The organism is Hydrogenophaga sp., from assembly GCF_030656115.1.
GTDB lineage: Bacteria > Pseudomonadota > Gammaproteobacteria > Burkholderiales > Burkholderiaceae_C > Hydrogenophaga.
This window is the reverse complement of record NZ_JAUSOO010000122.1, coordinates 39,983-60,990: the sequence shown is the minus strand read 5'-3', so window position 1 is coordinate 60,990 and position 21,008 is coordinate 39,983. Positions and strand designations below refer to the sequence as shown.

Sequence of the window (21,008 nt, the reverse complement as noted above, 5' to 3'; positions counted from 1 at the left end):
ATGGGTTCCGGAACGCCTCGTTTTGGCCCAATCAACCTGATGGGACACAGTTCAATGGCAGTTTACAGCATGACCGGCTACGCCACAGCCCAAACCGGCGGGCCTTCTGCCGCGAATGCCGCAGAGCCGGCGCGCGAAACCAAGCACCCGCTGGGCATCGAAATTCGTTCGGTCAACAGCCGTTTTCTGGACATCACGTTCAAGCTCCCGGACGACCTGCGTGCATCTGAACCCGCCATTCGCGAGTTGCTGACCGCCAAACTCAAGCGCGGCAAGGTGGAAGTGCGCGCCTGGGTAGAAGGACGGGCCGATGTGGGGCCGCGCGCACCGAATGCCCTGGAACTGCAAAAGCTGTTGGGTCTGCAAGACAACATCCGTGCCTGGCTGCCCACCGCCGCGCCGCTCTCGGTGGCTGAGGTCCTGCAGCTGACCTCGCGCCAGCAAGGCAACATGAGCGAATGGCATGAAACGCTGCTCAAACTGGCGCAGACCGGGCTGGGCGGTCTGCTGGCCGCGCGCGAACGCGAGGGCAAGCGCCTGGCGGAAATGCTGCTGGACCGGCTGAAACAACTCCGCCAACTGGCCCAGGACGCGCAACCCCTGATTCCGCTGCTGGTCGCCCAGCAGCGCCAGCGCTTCATAGACCGCTGGAACGAAGCCCTGGGCGCGTCTGCCGGTGCCGTGCCTGGCGCTGGATCCAGCGGCACACTGGGCAACGCCATCACCAGCGACATGGCCAAAGACCGCGCCCTGACCGAAGCCACCGCATTTGCCATTCGCATCGATGTGGCGGAAGAGCTCACCCGCCTGGACTCGCACCTGAGTGAGATTGAGCGCCTGATCAACAAGGGCTCTGATGTCGGCAAACGGCTGGACTTCCTGATCCAGGAATTGCACCGCGAGGCCAACACGCTGGGCTCCAAGTCGTCCAACCTGGAGCTGACACGCATTTCGGTGGATATGAAGGTGCTTATTGAGCAGATGCGCGAGCAGGTACAGAACATTGAATGAAGATACCCCCATGCTCCACCGCTGCGCGGGTCGCTGCCCTGCGAGGGGGCTGGTCCGGCCTTGGAGCGGCCCGACTGCTGGCCCTGCGGCCCCCTTTGCGTCCCGAGCCTCGCTCGGCATGAACCCGGATTGGCCGCTGCACGGGTCATTGACCTCACTATTTAGAATTGCTATTTATGGAATATCCTGGAAATCTCTTCGTGGTTGCAGCGCCCAGTGGGGCAGGCAAGTCGAGCTTGGTCAAGGCATTGATGGAGCTTGACTCGCGTGTGGTGCCGTCCGTATCGCACACCACCCGAGCGCCCCGCGGTCAGGAATTGCATGGCCGTGAGTACTACTTTGTATCCAAGGAAACCTTTGACCAAATGGTTATCCAGGGCTCGTTCCTCGAATGGGCCATGGTGCATGGCAACCGCTACGGAACCTCCAAGCAAGCCATTGAGCAGCGCATGGCGCAGGGCGCAGACGTGGTGCTAGAGATCGACTTTCAGGGCGCCATTCAAGTCAAACGCATTTTCCCGAATGCGGTGCTGATCTTCATCTTGCCTCCCAGTTGGGAAGAACTGCGCTCCCGGCTGGAGCGGCGGGCCGAGGACAGTGCCGAGGTCATAGAAGTGCGCTTGCAGAATGCCGCCACCGAAATGGGCCACGCCCGAGAATTCGACTTCGTTATAATCAACGAGTTGTTCGAGCGGGCCTTGTTTGACCTCAAGGCCATCGTCCATGCCCAGCGGCTCAAGTTCGCCGCCCAACGTATCGCCCGCAGCGACACGTTCCGCGCACTCAATATCCACTGACCTACCGCACATTTTCCGAAAGCCCGCACATGGCACGCATCACCGTCGAAGATTGTCTGGAAAAAATCCCCAACCGCTTTCAGCTTGTGCTGGCCGCCACCTACCGCGCCCGCATGCTGAGCCAGGGACATGCACCCAAAATCGAGAGCAAAAACAAACCCGGTGTGACCGCACTGCGCGAGATTGCCGAAGGCAAAGTTGGTTTGGAAATGCTCAAGAAAGTCCCTCTCTGAACGCTGCCCTGCAGCTTGAATCAGTAAAAACACCGCTCGGCGGTGTTTTTTTTCGTGGATCGAAAAGCCTTTCGCACAGCGCATGCACCGCAGAGGTGCAAGAGGCTCCACATGCTCAGCGAAGGTAACGATCTCACGCTAAAGTACAGGGATGATCACCGCGTCCCATCCCGAGCCCACCACAGCCCAAGCCCACCCTGCGGACAGCGCCGCTGCAGCCAGCTTTGCGGCTCTGCTGGGCAAACTGGATTACTTGGCGCCCGCTGATGTGGAGAGCGTTCGACAGGCCTACCGTTTTGCCGACGAAGCCCACCTGGGTCAGTTGCGAAAAAATGGCGACCCGTACATCACCCACCCCATTGCGGTGGCCGCGCAGTGCACCGAATGGAAGCTGGACGCACAGGCGCTCATGGCCGCCTTGATGCACGACGCGATTGAAGACTGTGGCGTCACCAAACTGGACTTGGCCGAGCGCTTTGGTGCGCCCGTGGCCGATCTGGTGGACGGCTTGACCAAATTGGAAAAGCTGGAATTTGACACCCGCGAACAAAATCAGGCCGAGTCGTTTCGCAAGATGTTGCTGGCCATGGCGAAGGACGTGCGGGTGATCCTGATCAAACTGGCCGACCGCACCCACAACATGCGCACCATGGGCGACATGCCGCGCAGCAAGTGGGAGCGGATCAGCAGTGAAACACTGGAGATTTACGCCCCTATTGCACACCGCCTTGGCCTGAACTTCACCTACCGCGAACTGCAGGACCTGTCCTTTCGTTTCTTGCACCCCTGGCGCTACGAGGTGCTGTCGAAAGCGTTGAACAAGTCGCGCCACCGACGCCGCGACCTGATGGCGCGGGTGCAGCTTGAAGTGGAGGCTGAATTCGCCCGCCATGGCATGCCTGTGCGCATCCTGGGCCGAGAAAAGACGCTGTATTCGGTCTACCGCAAGATGGACAACAAGCATCTGTCGTTCTCGCAGGTGACCGATATTTATGGTTTTCGCATTGTCGTTCCCGAGATGACCGATTGCTACACCGGTATGGGCATCCTGCACCAGATGTACAAGCCGGTGCCGGGCAAGTTCCGCGACTACGTGGCGATTCCCAAAGTCAACGGCTATCAGTCGCTGCACACCACGCTGATCGGTCCTTTTGGCACCAACATTGAATTTCAGTTGCGTACCCACGCTATGGACGTGGTGGCCGAATCGGGTGTGGCTGCTCATTGGCTCTACAAAGCCAGTGAGCCCAACAGCGACACCTCACAACGCTTGGGCACACAGTGGCTGCAATCGTTGTTGGACATTCAGCAAGAAACGCACGACGCCTCGGAATTCTGGGACCACATCAAGATCGATCTTTTCCCCGATGCGGTGTATGTGTTCACACCCAAGAGCAAGATCATGGCACTGCCGCGCGGCGCCACGGTGATGGACTTTGCCTACGCCATCCACAGCGGCGTGGGCAACCGCGCGGTGGCGGCCCGCATCAACGGCGAACAGCGCCCTTTGCGCACGGAGTTGAACAACGGCGACGTGGTGGAAATCGTCACCGACGAAAAGTCCGAACCCAACCCCGCCTGGCTGTCTTTCGTCAAAACCGGGCGCGCGCGTTCCAAAATCCGCCACCACCTCAAGACGGTGGCGCAAGAAAAGTCCAACGAACTGGGTGAGCGCATGCTCAGCCAGGCGCTGCGCTCCGAAGGCATTGCCACGCTGCCGAGTGAAGACGGCGAATACAAGACAACCTGGGAAAAGCTGTTGCGGTTCACCGGCAACAAAACCCGCGATGAGCTGTTGGCCGACATTGGTATGGGCAAACGCATCGCCAACATGGTGGGCAAGAAGTTGGCTGTGTTGCTGGCCGAAACAGGGCTCAAACCCGATGCTCTGCTGATCAGCACCGAACGCTATGCCAGCGGGCAGGACGATTCTGCCTCTCAAGGCGTGGTCACACTCGATGGCAGTGAGGGCCTGTCGGTGCAATACGCACCGTGTTGCAAGCCCATTCCAGGCGACCGCATCGTGGGCTACCTCGGCCGTGGCGAAGGGCTGGTGGTCCACGCCGAAGAATGCCCCACCGGCAAGCGGCTGCTGCTGCGCGACAGCGAGCGGTTTCTGGAGGTGGAATGGGCCGACGAAACCATGCGCTCGTTTGAAACCGTGGTGACGGTGACGGTGACGAATGGAAAGGGGGTGTTGGCGCGCGTGGCTTCTGCCATTGCCTCGGCCGAGGCCGACATCACCCACGTGGACATGGGCGACGAGCCGGCACAGACTGCAACCGACATCCGCTTCACGGTGGCCGTACGCGATCGGGTTCACCTGGCCGATGTGTTGCGCAGCCTCAAACGCACGCCCTCGGTACTGAAAGCGCAGCGCTACAGGCCCTCAAAAGTCTGATTTGCGGGGTCCGACTGGCACGGGGCGGCTGATGTGCCAGAGGGTATTCGCCATGCTGTCTGCTGTCTGAAGCAAAAGGCGCAAACCGGCTCACCTCACCGAAAACACCACTTGTTGGTACTGCCCCGCAGCGTCCATCGCGGTCAGGGCGTGCTGGCCGGGGCCTTGCAGCAACAGGCGCAGCTGTGCGGCATCGGGCTGCGTGGTCCCCACCAGTCGGCCATCGAGCAGCCAGTTCACGGCCTCGATGGTCCCCAGCGCCTGCAGCTGAACGGTGATGCCGGTTGTGCCTGGAACGGCCCGCAACACGCTGCCGGGCTCCAGCCCGCTGATGCGCAAGGTGCGGGCCGGTGTGCCTCCCCGGCAGGGTGGTCCCCAGGGCAGTCGCTCCACCTCGCTGCGCTGGGCGGGTTCTATCCAGGGTTGCAGCAAGGTGGGCCAGCGGGCGTAGGTGATGGCTTGCGCGACCCCGGTCTTGGTTGCACCAGACCCGAATGCTGTCTGGGCTGCCCCTGCAGTGTCTGTTGCCGCTGCTGCAGCGCAGCCAGGCCTCAGGCGCACGGCGGGGCGGGTACCGCCACCTGCCGCTTTGCCGCGGTGGTTGACGGTGTTTCCTGCGGGTCTCTGCACCCAAGCCGTGTCCAGCAGGCCAGTGGGCTGCAGCCGGTCGGGCATCGTGGGCGGCGCGGTGCCGTCCAGCGTCCACGCCAGGCGGCGCATGCGGCAGTGCTCTGGTGGGGTGGCGCTGGCGGCCAGCCCCAGCGGCCAGCATATGTCTTGGGCACGCACACTGGCGGGCAAGGCGCGCGGGGCAGTGCTGCTGGCCGATGCATCGAGCGCAGCCAGCAGGTCTTTCACCAGCGGGGCGGCGGTGTTGGCGCCAAAAAAACCGGGGTTGGGCGTGCCGTCAGGGCGGCCCACCCACACGCCCAGGGTGTAGCGGTCGGTCACGCCAATGGCCCATGCATCTCTGAACCCAAAGCTGGTGCCGGTTTTCCAGGCCACGCGGGTGCCCGTTTCTTTGAACGGTGCGCCAGGGCGGCCCCCGTTTTCCAAAATTTCGCGCACGATGAAGGCCGCGCCCGCGCTCATCAACCGCGTGTCCACCGCCGGTGCGTCGGGGGTCAGGCGCGGCTGGCCCGCCACACCTGCGCGGGCCAGGGCGGTGTATGCACCCACCAATTCTTCCAGCGTGGTGCTGCCACCGCCCAGAATCAGGCTGAGGTTGGGTGTGGCCCCGGGGGGCAGGCGCAGCTTCAGCGCTGCGTTGCGCAGGTGCGCAGCAAAACGGGCGGGGCCAATGCGCTCCAGCAGGTCCACCGCAGGCACATTGAGCGAGCGTTGCAGCGCCTCGCTCACGCTCACCGGACCGCTGAACGACGCCTGGAAGTTGCCTGGCGCGTAGCCCCCAAAGCTCTGTGGCGCGTCCACCAGAAGGCTTTCGGAGTGGATCAGCCCTTCGTCCAGAGCCATGGCGTACAGAAACGGCTTGAGCGTGGAGCCCGGTGAGCGCACGCCGCGCACCATGTCCACGTGGGCTGAGCGCTGGTTGTCTGAAAAATCGGCGCTGCCCGCGTAGCCGCGCACCGCCAGGCTGTCGTTCTCCACCACCAGCGTGGCCACAGACACGGCTGGGGGCAGTTGGATCAGGCGGTCCAGCAGCACCTGTTCCAGCCTCAGTTGCAGCGCGGCATCCAGCGTGCTGTGCACCACAGGACCTTTCCCTTTGGCGGCTTGGCGCAAGCGCTCGGCCGCCAAAGGGGCCAGCCAACGGGCCTTGAGCGGCGGGGCAAACACGCGCTCCAGCCGGGCATCGGCCACGGTGGCGGCGGGCCACACGCCCAGCGTGGTCATGCGTGTCAACACCTTGTCGCGAGCGGCCTGCGCCAGCCCCGGCGCACGGTCGGGTCGCAGGCGGGAGGGGCTTTGGGGCAGGGCCACCAGCAACGCGGCCTCGGCGTGACTCAGGCTGACCGCCGTTTTGCCCAAGTAGGCGCGGCTGGCCATTTCAATGCCCTGTACCTGCCCGCCCATGGGCGCGTGGTTGAGGTAGAGCGTGAGGATGTCGCGCTTGCTCAAGTGCCACTCCAGCTGGAGGGCGCGCGCCATCTGACGCAGCTTGGTACCCACCGTGCGAGGGGCCGGACCACGGGCTGGGTCGTTCATGTCCAGAATGCGCGCCACCTGCATGGTGAGCGTGGATCCACCCGACACCACACGCCCGTGCCACGCCCACTGGCCCAGCGCACGCAACATGGCCACCGGATTGATGCCGGGGTGCCAGTCAAACCAGCGGTCTTCGTAGTGGCGCAGCGCCTCCAGGTACAGCGGCGACACGGCCTCGGGCTGGATGGGGTGCCGTAGCGCCCCGTCGGTGCTGGCCCAGGTGCGCAGGGGCGTGCCGTCGGCGGCCAGCACCACCAGCGTGCCGGGGGCGGCGGCGCCCTGGAAGGCGGCGGCGGGCAGGGGAAAAAGCAGATCAAAGGATTTCAACAGGCACAGCAACAAAGCCATGCCAATTGATCGAAAAACCCACTTTTTGTCGAAAATTCTGGAGGAAAAAATATCCAAGGTGAGACGGGACTGACTGGTGTTGTTTGGGCCCTTGCCCGCCAAAACAGCACGGGCTCGAAACAACGGCCAGCTGCGACGGGGTACATAATCGCACGGAACTCGACAGATAGGTGATTTTGTAAATGACACGGGCCAGGGTCATTTCACCCTCGGGTCCACCACGGTGATGTCCGCCTCAGCCTTGCCCACCCCGCGCACGTCGGGTCGGTACATGTCTTCGGCGAACGGGGCGGGCACGGTGAACTTGCCGGGGGTCACCACGCGCAGCACGTAGAACAGGTGCAGCGGGCCGTCGCGCAGGTCGGCGGCGGCCACGAAGCGGTCGTCGCGGAACTCGCGGTGTTTGATGCGTTGGTCGGCCATGGCCTCGCCCACATTCACGCCACCCACCATGAAATCGCTGGCCTGAACGCCCTGGCTGAGGTTGAAGTTTTCCACCTCCATGCCGGCAGGCACGCGCTCAACCACCAGGGCGTCTTTGATGCGCTGTTTGGCCTGCACCGTCAGGCGCACCACCACCATGTCACCGGTTTTGAACTCGCGGCTGGTGATGGCTTTGCCATCGACTGTCCACCAGCTGCGCTCCAGCGCTATGCGCTCGTCACGCGGTGCCAACGGTTTGACAAGGTAGCCCTCGGCGGCCACTTCGGCAAACAGCGTGTTGTTGCCCTTGTTGGCCACGGTCACGCCGCGTTTGATGGACGCGGCGTCGAAGCTGCGTTGCTCTGCCGTTTTGCTGCTCAGCGCGGTGGCGGCGGCACTCCCCATTTGAAGGCTGGCTGCCCAAGGCACATCGCTGGAACCACCGGCGGCGCGTGCCGCCAGGAACAGGGACAGGCGTTCCTGGGTGGACAGGTACTGGCGTTTTTCAAACGTGGCGGCCAAGTCGAGCAGCAGGTTCTCGCGTTTGGGGTGTGCCACCTGGTGGCGATGCAGCAAGGCGTAGGCCAGCGCGTTGTCGCGCAGGGCCGAGCCATAGTCACCCAGCCATTCGCCGTACCCGTCCTGACTGCCGATGCTGGGGTTGATGCCGTAGGCCAGCTTGAAGGCATCATCCAGCGCCACGGTGGCACGGGCTTCGTCGCCCATCAGTTTCAGGGCCAGGCCCAGGTGCACCAGCGCCAAGGGCGAGCGGGCGTTGCTGCGCCACTCGTCGTGCAGGGTGCGCAGCGTGGCGAGCGGGGCCCTCTGCGCACGCGCCAATATGTAGCCCGCGTGTGCGGCCTCGGCCAGGCGCTGGTGCGCCATGCGCAAGCTGTCCACCCAGCGGTAATCCGTCACGCGGCCATTCGCGTCGCGGGGTACGTCTTTGGGCGGCTTGCTTTGCAGGCCGGGTGCTTTTTGCAACTGTTCCAGCAACGATTGCGTGGCGCGTTGCAACAAGGGTTCGGGCACGGCAAAACCGGCATCGTGTGCGTCTTGCAAAAACCCGGTCACGTAGGCGCTCAGCCAGCCCTCATACGGGTTGCTGGCAGCCCACAGGCCAAACCCACCCTGTGGCTGCTGCATGCCTGACAGGCGGCCAAAGGCCATATCGAGCCGTTTGGCACGCTCTTCGCGGCTCAGTGGCTTCATGCCGTAGGCGGTGGCGCCGGCTTCGTCGATGAACACCAGCGGGTAGGCACTGCTGGTGGTTTGCTCCAGGCAACCATAGGGATACATCAGCAGCCCTTGCACGGCAGAACGCACGTCAATCGGCGGCTTGTTCGACAGCGTCAGGTTGACGCTGGCGGAGCCAGCAAAGAACGCATCGGTCAGCGTGGTGTCGAGCTGGAAGGACCCATCAGGCTCAATGCGCACCTGCCGTGCCTCGCGCACCAGCGGCGTGGCGGGTTGCACCTGCAGCGCGGCCTCTCGCACCACCTTCAGCTTTCCCGCCGTGACGGTCAGTTTGATGGGGGCCAGACCCCAGGCATCGGTGGCTTCTGCCGTATAGCGGAATACGGTGCGCTGCTGGTGGGCCAGCTTGACAGGAGGGCGTTGGCCCGTGATGCGCATCACCGAGCGCTCCTGTTGGGTCAGCTTTGAGCGCGCGTGCGGACCGGTGATGCGCAGCGGCGCGCCCGATTCCACCGTCACGCGCACGTCTTGCGTGCTGCCTGACAGATTGGTCACGTCCAGTGCGATGGTTGCCATGTCACCCGCCGAAATAAAGCGCGGCATGGCCAACTCGGCCACCAGGGGGGCTGCCACCACCATTTCAGCATCGGCGCTGGCATAAGCGTCGGGCGTGCTGGCCACGGCCATCAGGCGCAAGGTGCCGTTGAAGTCGGGCAGGTTGAGGGGAACAATGGCTTCGCCCGCGTCGTTGAACGTCATGGGACCGCTGAACAGGTCAACCAGGCGCACCTTGCGCGGCAGGCTTTGGGTGTCTCGCTTGTCCGCGTCGCCACCGAAGCGCTGCCGGGCCGTGTTGCCGTCCATCTTTTCGATCAGCTTGCCGTAGATGTCGAGCAAGTCAGCGTCGTAGCGGTGTTTGCCAAAAAAGAAGTCGTTGGGTTGGGGCGTGGCGAAACGGGTGATGTTCAAAATACCCACATCCACGGCCGACAGCGTGACCACGGTTTGTTGCCCGGCCACACCCTTGATCACCTGGCCCTGGGCATCGGTCAGCTTGACGGTGACAGGCACGGTTTGCCCGGGCACGGCTTTGGCCGGGGCGGTTATGGTCAGCTTGTGCTGCCGAGCCCCACGGGACAGCGGCAGGTGGGCCAGACCCAATGCGCGGGCCGGGGTGATTCGGTCGCCCGCGCTGCCGGGGCGGAACACCACAGCAGCCACGTACAAGTCGTGCCGGTTCCACGTTGGATCTACCGGAATCTCAATGGTGGTGCCACTTGCGCGCACCTTCACGCGTTTTTGATACAGCACGCGGTCACCTTCCACGGTCACCAGGGCAACGCCATCGTGCGGCGGAGTGAGGGTGATGCGGGCTTGGTCGCCGGGTTGGTAGGGCGCACCTTCAAGCTTGAGCCCTACGCGGTCGGGGCGGTTGCCCATGTCGTCGGCGTCCTGGGCATTCCAGCCGGCGTAAAAGCGGTAACGGGCAGTTTGCCGGGTGGTCGGGTCCAGCACCTCCAACCGGTAACGGCCATAGGTGACGGGCAGGCTGAGGGTGGTGCGGGCGCTGATGTCCAGGCTGCGGGCGTCCACCAGCTCTTCGCCCTCGGTATAGCCGCTGTGCCAGCCGCGCTGGTCGTCGTAGCGCCAGTACCACTGTCGGTCTTCGCGCACCAGTCGCACCTGCAGGCCTTTGGCGGGCACCAGCTTGCCAGCGGTGTTGACGCGCACCAGCTCGAACCTGGCCAGGCTGTTTTCCTGAGCCACATCGCGCTCGAACAGCGGGCGCACGCCCACCAGGGCATTGGTGGGCCACCAGCTGCGCTCCACCGAGCGCACCACAGGCCGCCCGCCCGATTCGAGCAGGCTGAACACAGCGCGCAGCTTCATGGGGGACGAGCGCTCGGCAAATTGCAATGGCACGCTGACGCTGGCTTTGCCATCCTCGTCCAGCGTGGTTTCCTCCAGGTCTTGTCGTTGACGCGCGGTGTCGTCAGCCACGTCGCCAAAAATGAAACCGGGCCAGCTTTGGGGCAGGGCCAAACGCTGGCGCTCGGACGATGCGCTGGCCTGCAGCGTGTTGCCTGCCGCCGGGGCACCGTACAGGTAGCTGCCCTCCACCTGAATGCCCAACTCGCCACCGCCTGTAAGCACCTGATCGGGGGCCTTCAGGTCCAGTTTCATGCGCTCGGGCAAAAACTCTTCCACCTGGAAGCTCCAGGCCGCCTCGGGGCGTTTCGCCGTGGGGTCCAGGTGGGCCTCAAGCAACCAGCGACCCGTGGGCGCGCTGTCGGGCAGGCTCAGGGTGTGCTGATAGTAGGCCGTGCCTTGGGCATTGGGCTGCACGATTTGGGTAGACACGCTTTCACCATCCGGCTTTTTCAGCACCAGGATGATGGGTGTGGCGCCGCCACCGGGTGCCGCTGGCAGGGGCCTGCCATCGGCATCGCGCGCCAGCACCGACACGGTGAATTCTTCGCCAGGGCGGTACAGGTCGCGCCCGGCGTACACAAACAGTTTCTGGTTGCGCGAGGGATGGCCGCCAATGTCATATTCCGACAAATCCAGCGCCGGGTCGCGCAGCGCAATGACCGACATTTCCTTGCCCCGGCGGGCCACGACGGCCCGGGCTTTGCCAAGTTGGGCGGTCAGAACGGCGTGGCCATCGTCACGGCTGGAGGCCTGGTCCAGGCTTTTGCCGTGGTCGTCGAGCAGCGTCAGTTCCACACCCTGGATGGCTTCGCCCGTCTTGAGCGAGGTGGTGAACACGTCCACCTGCGCGGTGTGACGGCGCACGTGCAGCCCGATGTCGGTCACGTAGAAGTATGTCACCTGGTAGTCCCCGCTGAAGCGGCCGGGCTGGGTCATCACAGCCACGTAAATGCCAGGCTCTTGCAGCTCTTTGACCTTTTCGACAGGCAAGTAGCTCACATTGCGGCGATTGGGCCGGGTGTCGGTGACAAAGCGCGAGGTGTACACGCTGGTGGCTTTGCTGCGCAGTTCATCCAGCACATAGCCATTGACCATGCCTTTGAGTTTGCGGCCAGGGTCTACCCAGCCACCACCGTACTCGTCCTCGCTTTCACCGTCAGCGTTTGCCTCGGTTTCGGTGCGTCGGCTGGCCGTCCGGTTGCCCACCTGATCCAGAAAGGTGGGCAATGCTTCGGCGTTCACGCGCAGAAACTGCACATCCACCTCCGGTGTGTTCACGGTGACCACTGGCAGGCCACCGTTCTGGCCTGCGGGCAACACCGAGCCTTTGCTGGCGAAGTAGAAGGCCTCAGGCATGGCCTCGCTTTTCACGCTGCACTCGTGTGCACCGCCCAGGACGCTGCCGCCTGCGGCTTTCATGCCCTCAGCCATGGTGATGCGGTAGGTGCGATCGGGCGTGACGTTGGGCAAAAACAGCATGCGCGGGTTGTCGCCCAGCACCCAGCGTGGGGACACGGGGGTGGCGGTTTCAGGTTGGTCGCCCTCGCTGGCTTTGACCAGCTTGCCCCAGTCTTGCGAGCGGGCCAGCGGCTGCGTGAACATCACGGCCACGGCGGGCGTGCCGTCCAGCAGGCGGGGCTTGCAGTCCACCCAGGCAAAGGGTTCCGAAGTGCCCGTTTCGGCCAATGCGGACACTTCACCTTGCACCCCGACCCACAACGCAAGCGCAGCCGTGGTTGCGACCAGAATGGCCTGGATTTTGGTGGGCAGCACAATCATGGTTTTGGCCTCGCGTCAAGGGATGCGAAGCAGTTTACATGTGCCGACAACAGGCACGGCGGCTTGATTGAAGGCAGTTGACCGCGCTCTAACCGCTGGACAGTACCGGGTTGGCAGGGTGAATGCTGAGAATTTTTCCCACGAGCCCGTTCACCTTCTGGACTTACGCACAACCGTCAGGGCTAGGCGCAAAGCCGCAGACAGTACAACCCGGTATGGCAAGGCTTTGCAACAACGCCATGGCGGTTTTGGGTTCAAACCATCCCACCCACTCAGCGTCGCTGGCGCAACACGGCTTTCTCCAGTTCCAGCACCACCAGCACCGTCACCCCCGCTGCGGCACACATCAGCAACTGCTGCAGGCTCAGGGCACGGGTGGCGAACAGGGTTTGCATGAATGGGGCGTAGGTGAACAAGGCTTGCAGCACCACCACCCCGGCCACCGCCACAAGCACGAGCGGGGTACCTTGCACACCCACCCCGGTGAACGAAGGCGCCTTGAGGTAGCGCACGCTGAACAGGTAAAACACCTCCATGGCCACCAGGGTGTTGACGGCCATGGTGCGGGCCTCTTCCACAGACGCGCCCGTGGACAAGGACCACTGGAACATGCCGAAGATGCCCAGCGTGAACAGGGTCGACACCAACACGATGCGCCAGATGACGAACGGGCTGAGCATGGCTTCGCCGGGTGGGCGCGGGGCGCGCTTCATCACGTCGGGCTCGGTGGGCTCGAAGGCCAGCACCATGGCCAGCGCCACCGAGCTGACCATGTTCACCCACAAAATTTGCACCGGCATGATGGGCAGCGCCAGGCCAAACAGCACCGCCGCCAGCAGCGACATGGACTCGCCGCCGTTGATGGGCAACAGAAAGGTCACGGTCTTGCGCAGGTTGTCGTAGACCGTGCGGCCCTCTTCCACCGCGTGGGCAATGGAGGCAAAGTTGTCGTCGGCCAGCACAATGTCGCCGGCCTGCTTGGCCGCCTCGGTGCCCTTGCGGCCCATGGCCACACCCACGTCGGCCTGCTTGAGCGCGGGCGCGTCGTTCACGCCGTCACCGGTCATGGCCACCACTTCGCCGCGCGCCTGCAGGGCCTGCACCAGGCGCAGCTTGTGTTCGGGGCTGGCGCGGGCAAACACATCGGTGTCCTGCACCACCTGCTGCAGGGCTGCGTCGTCCATGGCCTCAATGTCGGGGCCTGTCACCGCCCGCAGGTCATTGCCCATGCCCAGCTGGGTGGCAATGGCGCTGGCGGTCACGCCGTGGTCGCCGGTGATCATCTTCACCCGGATACCGGCCGCCCGGCACTGGGCCACGGCCTCGATGGCCTCCTGGCGCGGTGGGTCGATGATGGCCACCAGGCCCAGCAACGTCAGGCCGTCCACCCCGCTGCGGCTGTCCAGCGCCGACACCGCATCGACATGGCCACGCGCCAGCGCCAGCACACGGCGCCCGGCACGGGCTTGCTGGTTGACCGCTTGCTGCCAGTGCGCTTCGTCGATGGGCACGGCCTGGCCGTCGCCGGCCAGTTGGTGGCTGCACATGCCCAGCACCCGCTCGGGCGCGCCTTTGAGCAGCAGGTCGTGGCCGGCGGGTGCGTCGGCCTCGGCCGCGTGGGCGGTGGCCATGTAGCGGTGCTCCGACTCGAACGGAATGGCGCCGGTGCGGGGGCGCTCGCGGGCCAGTTCTTGCGGATCAATGCCGACCTTCATGGCCAGGGTCAGCAGCGCACCCTCGGTCGGGTCGCCGGCCAGCTGCCAATGTCCGCCCTCAAGATGCAGGCTGGCGTCGTTGCACAGCGCGGCGGCCTCGGCCAGCGCCAGCAGTGCGGGCGCCTCGCGAAACAGTTCGGCCGGCTGCAGATGGTGACCGTTGCTTCGCAGCGCACCGTCGGGCGCGTAGCCGGCCCCGTCAACGTCAACGACGCGATCGGCCAGCACCACCTGCTGCACCGTCATCTCGTTGCGGGTCAGCGTGCCGGTTTTGTCGGAACAGATCACGGTGACCGAACCCAGGGTTTCAACCGCGGGCAGGCGCCGGATCACCGCATGGCGTGCGGCCATGCGCTGCACGCCAATGGCCAGGGTGATGGACATGATGGCCGGCAAACCTTCGGGAATGGCCGCCACCGCCAGACCCACGGCGGTCATGAACATGTCAGCGCCGGGCATGCCACGCACCAGCGTGCCAAAGGCAAACAGGGCTGCCGCAGCGGCCACCACAGCCAGCGTGATCCAGCGCGCCAGCTGGCTCATGTTGCGCACCAGCGGCGTCACCACCTGCTCCACCGACGCCAGCAAGCGGCCAATGCGGCCCATTTCGGTGCCCCCGGCGGTGGCCACCACCACACCCCGCGCCTGCCCCTGGGTCACCAGGGTGCCGGCGTAGCCCATGCACAGGCGGTCGCCCAGCGCAGCGCCGGGCTCCACCGGGGCCAGCGCCTTTTCTACCGGCATCGATTCGCCGGTCAGGGCCGACTCATCGACCCGCAGGTTGTTGACCTGCAGCCAGCGCAGGTCGGCGGGCAGGCTGTCGCCCGAAGCGACCTGCACCACATCGCCCGGCACCAGATCGGCGGCGTCGATCTCGTGCAGTCGGCCATCGCGCCACACCATGGCGTGCGGAGCCAGCAGGTGGCGTATGGCTTGCAGCGCTTTCTCGGCCTTGCCCTCTTGCAACACGCCAATGAACACATTGAGCAGCACCACCGCCAGGATGACGGCCGAGTCGAGCGTGTGGCCAATCAGTGCGGTGACCACCACCGCCGCCAGCAGCACCATGATCAGCAGGTTGTTGAACTGCGCCAGCACACGCCGCCACAGCCCTGGGCCCTCAGCCACCTCCAGCCGGTTGGGGCCGTGTTGCTGCAGACGTTTGGCCGCCTCTGGGCTGCTCAGTCCCTGGGGCGAGACCTGCAACGCCTCCAGCGCCTGATGCGGCGTGCGGGTGTGCCAAGGCGGGGCTGCGGTTGAAGGGTTGTCGGGGCGGATCGATGGCGGCGGCTGAGACATGGTTGCGTTGACCTTTGATTTGCTTGGATTTAATTTGTAGTGAAAACCATACCCCAATCAGACGCTGTGGCCGCAAAAGGTTCGGCCAGCAGGCGCTGCCTTTGACCCCGGTCAAACCTCAAAGAGGCGGAGAGTCTTTCGTTCGAGCCCGCTCACCACCCCAAAACGCTCAGCCTTCAAGGCCAGCCCGGGCCCAGCGCAGCCAGTCGGCGGGCTCGTCCACGTCCCACAAGGCGGGCAGCTCAACCCAGGTGGCGCCTGCCTGGTGCAGCCGCTCCCGGGTCTGCTCCAACACCTGCGCGGTGCTCCAATGGATGCGATCGAACACGCTGACCAGCGGGCGCCGCAAGCCCAGCAACACGTAGCCCCCATCTTCAGCCGGTACCAACACGGCGTCGTGCGTTTGCAGAGCATCAGCGGCCTGCTGCAGGTGGGCGGGTGTGAGCGCCGGGCAGTCGGTGCCCACCACCAGCCAGGGCATGCGGGGATGCGCCGCAAAGTGGGCCACCATGGCGGCGGCCATGCGTTGGCCCAGGTCGCCAGCAGGCTGGGGCTGGCACACCACGCCGTGGCGCGCACGCAGGGTGCGAAAGAAACGGTGCCGGGTATCGGGCGCGCACCACAGCGTGAGCGGCCCGGTGCTGGCGGTGCGCACGGTGGCCAGGGTTTGCAGCGCAAAGCCGCGCTGGGCACGGGCGGCACCGGCGGCACCCAGCAGCGGTATGAGCCGCGTCTTGGCCAGACCGGGCACCGGCGCCTTGGCCACCACGGCCACGGCGGCCGGGGCGCGCGGCATGTAGCCGTAGCGCAGAGCCAGGGCGTGTGGGTCGGCCCCAGCGGCATAGGCAGCGCGCAGGCGCCACATGAGCACCATGGTGCGCCACAAACCGTGCCGGTCCCAGCGCCGGCCTGATGTGGTGACGCGCTGGGCCACGCAGGCAGGCGCTGAGCAGCGCTTGAGTTGGGCGCTGAGCTCAATGTCTTCCATGAGCGGCAGTGGCGCAAAGCCCCCCAGCGCCTCAAACACGCGCCGGCGCACAAACAGGGCCTGGTCGCCGGTGGCAATGCCACTGAGGCGCGAACGCAGGTTCATGAACGCGGCCACCATGGGCAGCAAGGGGTGCGCACCGTCGATGCGCACGTCAAAGCGACCCCAGGCAGCGCCTCGGGCCAACGCGGTTTCGATCAGCCGGTCGGCATCGGGCGGCAACTGGGTGTCGGCGTGCAGAAACAGCAACACATCGGCACCGGCCTGTGCGGCTGCAGCTGCCCCGGCGTTCATTTGCGCGGCGCGTCCCCGGGGAGCCATCAGCACGGCGTCGCTCAGGGGCTGTGCCGTGGTACAGGTGCCGTCGGTGCTGCCGCCGTCCACCACCACCACCCAGACACCGCGTGCGCGCAGCGGTGCGAGCGCCTGCAGCCGGGGCAACAGGGCCGCGCCCTCGTTCAATACCGGCAACACCACGGCCAGCTTCATGGGCGCAGCGCCTCGTTCAACGCGTGCAGTTCGTGCAGCAGGCGCTCCACCACGCCGGGGCTGAGGTAGTGGTCGACCCGCTCGCGCACATGGCGCACCAGTTCAGCCTGGCTGTGCTGGGCCGACCAGTCTTCGCCATCGCCACCCTTTTGAGCGGCGGCCTGCGAGAGCACACGCCACTTGGCGCACCAGGTGAGCGACCACAGCGCCATGGCGCTGCGCAGCGGCACATGCCAGGCGACAGCCGCTTCAGCGGCTGGCCCGGCGGCAGCGGCCCAGTCGCGGTACAAGCGGGTCACTTCGGCCACGCTGAGCACGGCATGGGTGTCCACGTCCCAGGTGGTCGAGGTGTAGAGCGTGGCGTGGGCCAGGTCGAGCCCGGGGTGGCTGTAGCAGCATTTTTCCAGGTCCACCAACACGGCGCGGCCATCGGCACGCACGATGAAATTGCCCGGGTGCGCGTCAAACGCAATGAGGCTGCGCGGTGGGCGCGGCGCTGCGGCGCACAAAGCCTTGAGCTGCTGCAACTGCTGCACCACCGCCTGCGCCACGACCGGCGCCACCCGGGCTGCAGGCAGGTGGCTGGCCTGGGCTTCAATTTCTGCGTACAGCGCTTGCAGCGGGTCGGGCGCGTGCAGCAAGGGCGCGCATGCCGCCGTGCTGGGCAGCGCCAGCGCGTGCAAAGCGGCCAGGCTGCGCGCGATGGCGGGCAGGTCGAGGGGCAGTTGCGCGGGCCGGCCCACCACCTCTTCCACCAGCAAGGCGCCGCGTGGCAGGTGGGCGCTGGGCGCCAGCCAGCCGTGCAACGCGGGCGTGTGCCCGCCCACCGCTGCGCGGGCGAAGCAGGCGCGCTGGTAGGCCAGGTTGTGCGCGGCGTCCAGCCCCATCTGGCTTTGTTTGGGCAGGCGCGCCAGCAGCCCGGTGCCCACCAGGCGCACGTGGTCGTGCGCCAGGCCCTTGTCGGGCAGGGGCTCCAGTGGCTGCTGGGCGGCGGGGTGGTGCGCGTCGGCCAGCGCCGCGCGCAAGGCGGTGCACAGGGCTTGCGTCCGGTCTGGCTGCAAAGGCGCGAGCGCTGCGTCTGTGGAATCCGTGGGGTTCATGGGTTGGGTGCGGTGGGTCGGCAGGGTCCGAGTGTAAGAATGGGTGGCCTGTTGCGACTCATGCCCAACAGAACCTACAAGGAACGGTCGTGAATCTTCGCAAAGTCTTACTGCTGGTCGCCGTGCTGCTGGGCATCGTGGCGTTTTTTGCCTTGGGGCTGGACCGCTATTTCAGCCTCGCGTTTTTGAAAGAAAGCCAGGCCAGTCTGGCCACGCTGCGCGAACAGCAGCCGCTGCAATTGGCGCTGGGCTTCTTTCTGGTCTACGTGGCGGTCACCGCGCTGTCGTTGCCGGGCGCGGTCATCGTCACGCTGGCGGGCGGCGCCATCTTCGGCCTGGGCTGGGGTTTGCTGCTGGTGTCGTTTGCGTCCAGCGTGGGTGCCACACTGGCTTTTTTGACCGCCCGCTTTTTGCTGCGTGACTCGGTACAAAGCCGATTCGGCCAGCGCATGGCCGATATGGACAAAGGCATTCAGAAAGACGGTGCGTTCTACCTGTTCACGCTGCGGCTGATTCCGGTGGTGCCGTTCTTCGTCATCAACCTGCTGATGGGCCTGACGAAGATGAAGACTTGGACCTACTACTGGGTCAGCCAGTTGGGCATGCTGGCCGGCACGGCCGTGTATGTGAACGCGGGCACACAACTGGGCCAACTCGATTCGCTGCAAGGCATTTTGAGCCCCGGCCTGCTGGGCAGCTTTGTGCTGCTGGGCCTGTTTCCACTGATCGCCCGCCAAGTGGTCGAAGCGGTGCAAAAACGCAAGGTCTACGCCCAATGGGCCAACGTGCGCCCCACAAGTTTTGACCGCAACCTGATCGTCATTGGCGCGGGTGCGGGTGGCCTGGTGTCGGCCTACATCGCTGCGGCCGTCAAGGCCAAGGTGACGCTGATCGAAGCGCACAAGATGGGCGGCGACTGCCTGAACTACGGCTGCGTGCCAAGCAAGGCGCTGATCAAAAGCGCCAAGCTCGCGCACCAGATGCGCCACGGCGCGAACTACGGCCTGAACGACACCACGCCCACGTTCAGCTTCAAGGCGGTGATGCAGCGCATCCACGACGTCATCAAAGCCATTGAGCCGCACGACAGCGTGGCGCGCTACACCGGTCTGGGCGTGGAGGTGCTGCCAGGCTACGCCAAGCTGGTGAACCCGTGGACGGTGGAGATTGCATTGAACGGTGGCGGCACACAAAGACTCACCGCGCGCAGCATCGTGATCGCCGCTGGTGCCCGGCCTTTTGTGCCACCGCTGCCCGGGCTGGACGGTGTGGGCTACGTGACCAGCGACACCCTGTGGGACGAGTTCGCCAAGCTCGATGAAGTACCCAAACGCTTGGTGGTGCTCGGCGGTGGTCCGATCGGTTCGGAGCTGGCGCAGAGCTTTGCGCGCCTGGGCTCGCAGGTCACGCAGGTGGAAATGGGCGCGCGCATCATGGTGCGCGAAGACGAAGAGGTTTCAGCCCTCGCCCAGGCTTCGCTGGAGGCCGATGGCGTGGCGGTGCTCACCGGCCACAAGGCGCTGCGCTGCGAGCTGGTGGACGGTGAGAAAACACTGGTGGTGGAACACGCGGGTGCCGAAAAACGCATACCGTTTGACCAACTGCTGTGCGCCGTGGGCCGCGTGGCGCGCCTGACCGGTTACGGCCTGGAAGACCTGGGCATTCCCACCAACCGCACGGTGCAGACCAACGAATACCTGCAGACGATCTACCCCAACATCTACGCCGCTGGCGACGTGGCCGGCCCCTACCAGTTCACCCACGTGGCGGCGCACCAGGCCTGGTACGCGGCGGTGAATGCGCTGTTCGGTGATTTCAGGAAGTTCAAGGCCGACTACTCGGTCATTCCCTGGGCCACCTTCATCGACCCCGAGGTCGCGCGCGTGGGCCTGAACGAACAGGAAGCGAAGGAAAAGAACATTCCCTACGAAGTCACCAAGTACGGCATCGACGACCTGGACCGTGCGATTGCCGACAGCGAAGCACACGGCTTCGTGAAGGTGCTCACCGTGCCGGGCAAAGACAAGATTCTGGGCGTGACCATCGTCGGCACCCACGCGGGCGACCTGCTGGCCGAATACGTGTTGGCCATGAAACACGGCCTGGGCCTGAACAAAATTCTGGGCACCATCCACACCTACCCCACCCTGGCCGAGGCCAACAAATACGCCGCCGGCGAATGGAAACGCGCGCACCAGCCGCACCAGTTGCTGGCCTGGGTGAAGAAGTTTCACGACTGGAAACGTGGTTGAGCGGGCGGTTGAACCTCCAGGTCATACCCAGAGTCCCCACCCCATGAACACCCGCCGCCACTTCATCGCCCTGCTGGCCGCCGCCGTCGCGCCGCTGGCGGCCCAGGCGCAAACCGCCTTCGACCACCGCTACGCCGCCTGGGACGCCCTGCTGAAGAAACACGTGCGCTGGCTGCCCGACGGCAAACAGTCGCGCGCCAACTACAAGGGCTTTGCCGCCGACCGCACGGCGCTCAAGGCCGTGCTCGACACCCTGAGCGCCGTGCCCAAAGCCAGCTTCGACGGCTGGAGCCGGCCACAGCAAATGGCCTTTCTGATCAACGCCTACAACGCCTTCACCGTTGAGCTGATCCTCACCCAGTACCCGGACCTCAAATCCATCAAAGACCTGGGTTCGTTCGTGCAATCGGCCTGGAAAAAGCAGTTTTTCACCCTGCTGGGCGAAGAGCGGCACCTGGACTGGATCGAACACGAGCAGCTGCGCCCGCGCTACCACGAGCCGCGCATCCACGCCGCCGTCAACTGCGCCAGCATCGGCTGCCCGGCGCTGCGCGACGAGGCCTTCACTGCCGACCAGTTGGAAGCCCAGCTCGAAGACGGCATGCGCCGCTTCATGGCCGACCGCACCCGCAACCGGGTTCGGGGCAACAAGGTGGAAGTGAGCAGCATCTTCAAGTGGTTCAAGGAAGACTTTGAAAAAGGCCACGGCGGTTTCAGGCAGGTGGAAGACGTGTTGGCCACCTACGCCGAGCTGCTCAGCGACCAGCCGGCCGAGCAGGCCGCGCTGAAAGCCAAAACACTGCGCGTGGGTCACCTCGACTACGACTGGTCGCTCAACGACACGGGGCGCTGAGCGGTGGGCCGGCGGACGACCAGGG

At 65.1% G+C, this 21,008-nt stretch carries 11 protein-coding genes; 6 read left to right on the top strand and 5 right to left on the bottom strand.

Annotated elements, in window-relative coordinates; all coding sequences use genetic code 11:
- Window positions 1-54: 54 nt before the first annotated feature.
- The 4 genes from Q7J58_RS15180 to Q7J58_RS15165 all read left to right on the top strand — a co-directional run bounded on the left by Q7J58_RS15180 (window position 55) and on the right by Q7J58_RS15165 (window position 4,442).
- Window positions 55-1,011 carry a DUF1732 domain-containing protein gene (locus tag Q7J58_RS15180; RefSeq protein ID WP_304829792.1) on the top strand — a complete coding sequence of 319 codons (957 nt, stop codon included), beginning with the start codon at window positions 55-57 and terminating at the stop codon, window positions 1,009-1,011.
- Window positions 1,012-1,187: 176 nt separating this feature from the next.
- Window positions 1,188-1,808 (top strand): guanylate kinase, encoded by a 621-nt coding sequence (gene gmk, locus Q7J58_RS15175; protein ID WP_304829789.1) that lies wholly within the window; start codon window positions 1,188-1,190, stop codon window positions 1,806-1,808.
- A 29-nt stretch (window positions 1,809-1,837) separates the two neighbouring features.
- A complete protein-coding gene (rpoZ, locus tag Q7J58_RS15170; RefSeq protein ID WP_069047262.1) occupies window positions 1,838-2,041 on the top strand; it encodes a DNA-directed RNA polymerase subunit omega in 204 nt (67 codons plus the stop codon).
- A 151-nt stretch (window positions 2,042-2,192) separates the two neighbouring features.
- Entirely contained in the window at window positions 2,193-4,442 is a 2,250-nt protein-coding gene (locus tag Q7J58_RS15165) for a bifunctional (p)ppGpp synthetase/guanosine-3',5'-bis(diphosphate) 3'-pyrophosphohydrolase (RefSeq protein ID WP_304829784.1), read from the top strand.
- A gap of 90 nt (window positions 4,443-4,532) precedes the next feature.
- Here the strand turns inward: Q7J58_RS15165 and pbpC are convergent, their stop codons facing one another.
- The 5 genes from pbpC to Q7J58_RS15140 form a co-directional block, all read right to left on the bottom strand.
- Complete coding sequence (gene pbpC / locus Q7J58_RS15160; RefSeq protein WP_304829781.1) at window positions 4,533-6,956, bottom strand: penicillin-binding protein 1C; 2,424 nt, start codon at window positions 6,954-6,956, stop codon at window positions 4,533-4,535.
- A gap of 198 nt (window positions 6,957-7,154) precedes the next feature.
- The gene (locus tag Q7J58_RS15155) at window positions 7,155-12,287 is read right to left on the bottom strand and encodes an alpha-2-macroglobulin (RefSeq protein WP_304829778.1); all 5,133 of its coding nucleotides are present in this window, start codon (window positions 12,285-12,287) and stop codon (window positions 7,155-7,157) included.
- A gap of 272 nt (window positions 12,288-12,559) precedes the next feature.
- A complete protein-coding gene (locus tag Q7J58_RS15150) occupies window positions 12,560-15,301 on the bottom strand; it encodes a cation-transporting P-type ATPase (RefSeq protein ID WP_304829775.1) in 2,742 nt (913 codons plus the stop codon).
- Between the two features lie 169 nt (window positions 15,302-15,470).
- Window positions 15,471-16,778 (bottom strand): TIGR04283 family arsenosugar biosynthesis glycosyltransferase, encoded by a 1,308-nt coding sequence (locus Q7J58_RS15145; protein ID WP_304829772.1) that lies wholly within the window; start codon window positions 16,776-16,778, stop codon window positions 15,471-15,473.
- Complete coding sequence (locus Q7J58_RS15140; RefSeq protein WP_304829769.1) at window positions 16,775-17,878, bottom strand: hypothetical protein; 1,104 nt, start codon at window positions 17,876-17,878, stop codon at window positions 16,775-16,777. The genes Q7J58_RS15145 and Q7J58_RS15140 overlap by 4 nt, the downstream gene beginning before the upstream one ends.
- A gap of 89 nt (window positions 17,879-17,967) precedes the next feature.
- Between Q7J58_RS15140 and Q7J58_RS15135 the strand changes: the two genes are divergently transcribed.
- Entirely contained in the window at window positions 17,968-20,130 is a 2,163-nt protein-coding gene (locus Q7J58_RS15135) for a bifunctional TVP38/TMEM64 family protein/FAD-dependent oxidoreductase (protein WP_304829767.1), read from the top strand.
- 43 nt (window positions 20,131-20,173) lie between these two features.
- Window positions 20,174-20,983: a DUF547 domain-containing protein gene (locus Q7J58_RS15130; RefSeq protein WP_304829764.1), complete on the top strand. Its 810-nt coding sequence runs from the start codon at window positions 20,174-20,176 to the stop codon at window positions 20,981-20,983.
- Window positions 20,984-21,008 lie beyond the last annotated feature (25 nt).

What these genes read in the sequence shown, in the direction of transcription:
- Q7J58_RS15180 (WP_304829792.1), top strand. Translation starts at nt 55, where the DNA reads ATGGCAGTTTACAGCATGACCGGCTACGCCACAGCCCAAACCGGCGGG.
- gmk (WP_304829789.1), top strand. Translation starts at nt 1,188, where the DNA reads ATGGAATATCCTGGAAATCTCTTCGTGGTTGCAGCGCCCAGTGGGGCA.
- rpoZ (WP_069047262.1), top strand. Translation starts at nt 1,838, where the DNA reads ATGGCACGCATCACCGTCGAAGATTGTCTGGAAAAAATCCCCAACCGC.
- Q7J58_RS15165 (WP_304829784.1), top strand. Translation starts at nt 2,193, where the DNA reads ATGATCACCGCGTCCCATCCCGAGCCCACCACAGCCCAAGCCCACCCT.
- pbpC (WP_304829781.1), bottom strand. Translation starts at nt 6,956, where the DNA reads ATGGCTTTGTTGCTGTGCCTGTTGAAATCCTTTGATCTGCTTTTTCCC.
- Q7J58_RS15155 (WP_304829778.1), bottom strand. Translation starts at nt 12,287, where the DNA reads ATGATTGTGCTGCCCACCAAAATCCAGGCCATTCTGGTCGCAACCACG.
- Q7J58_RS15150 (WP_304829775.1), bottom strand. Translation starts at nt 15,301, where the DNA reads ATGTCTCAGCCGCCGCCATCGATCCGCCCCGACAACCCTTCAACCGCA.
- Q7J58_RS15145 (WP_304829772.1), bottom strand. Translation starts at nt 16,778, where the DNA reads ATGAAGCTGGCCGTGGTGTTGCCGGTATTGAACGAGGGCGCGGCCCTG.
- Q7J58_RS15140 (WP_304829769.1), bottom strand. Translation starts at nt 17,878, where the DNA reads ATGAACCCCACGGATTCCACAGACGCAGCGCTCGCGCCTTTGCAGCCA.
- Q7J58_RS15130 (WP_304829764.1), top strand. Translation starts at nt 20,174, where the DNA reads ATGAACACCCGCCGCCACTTCATCGCCCTGCTGGCCGCCGCCGTCGCG.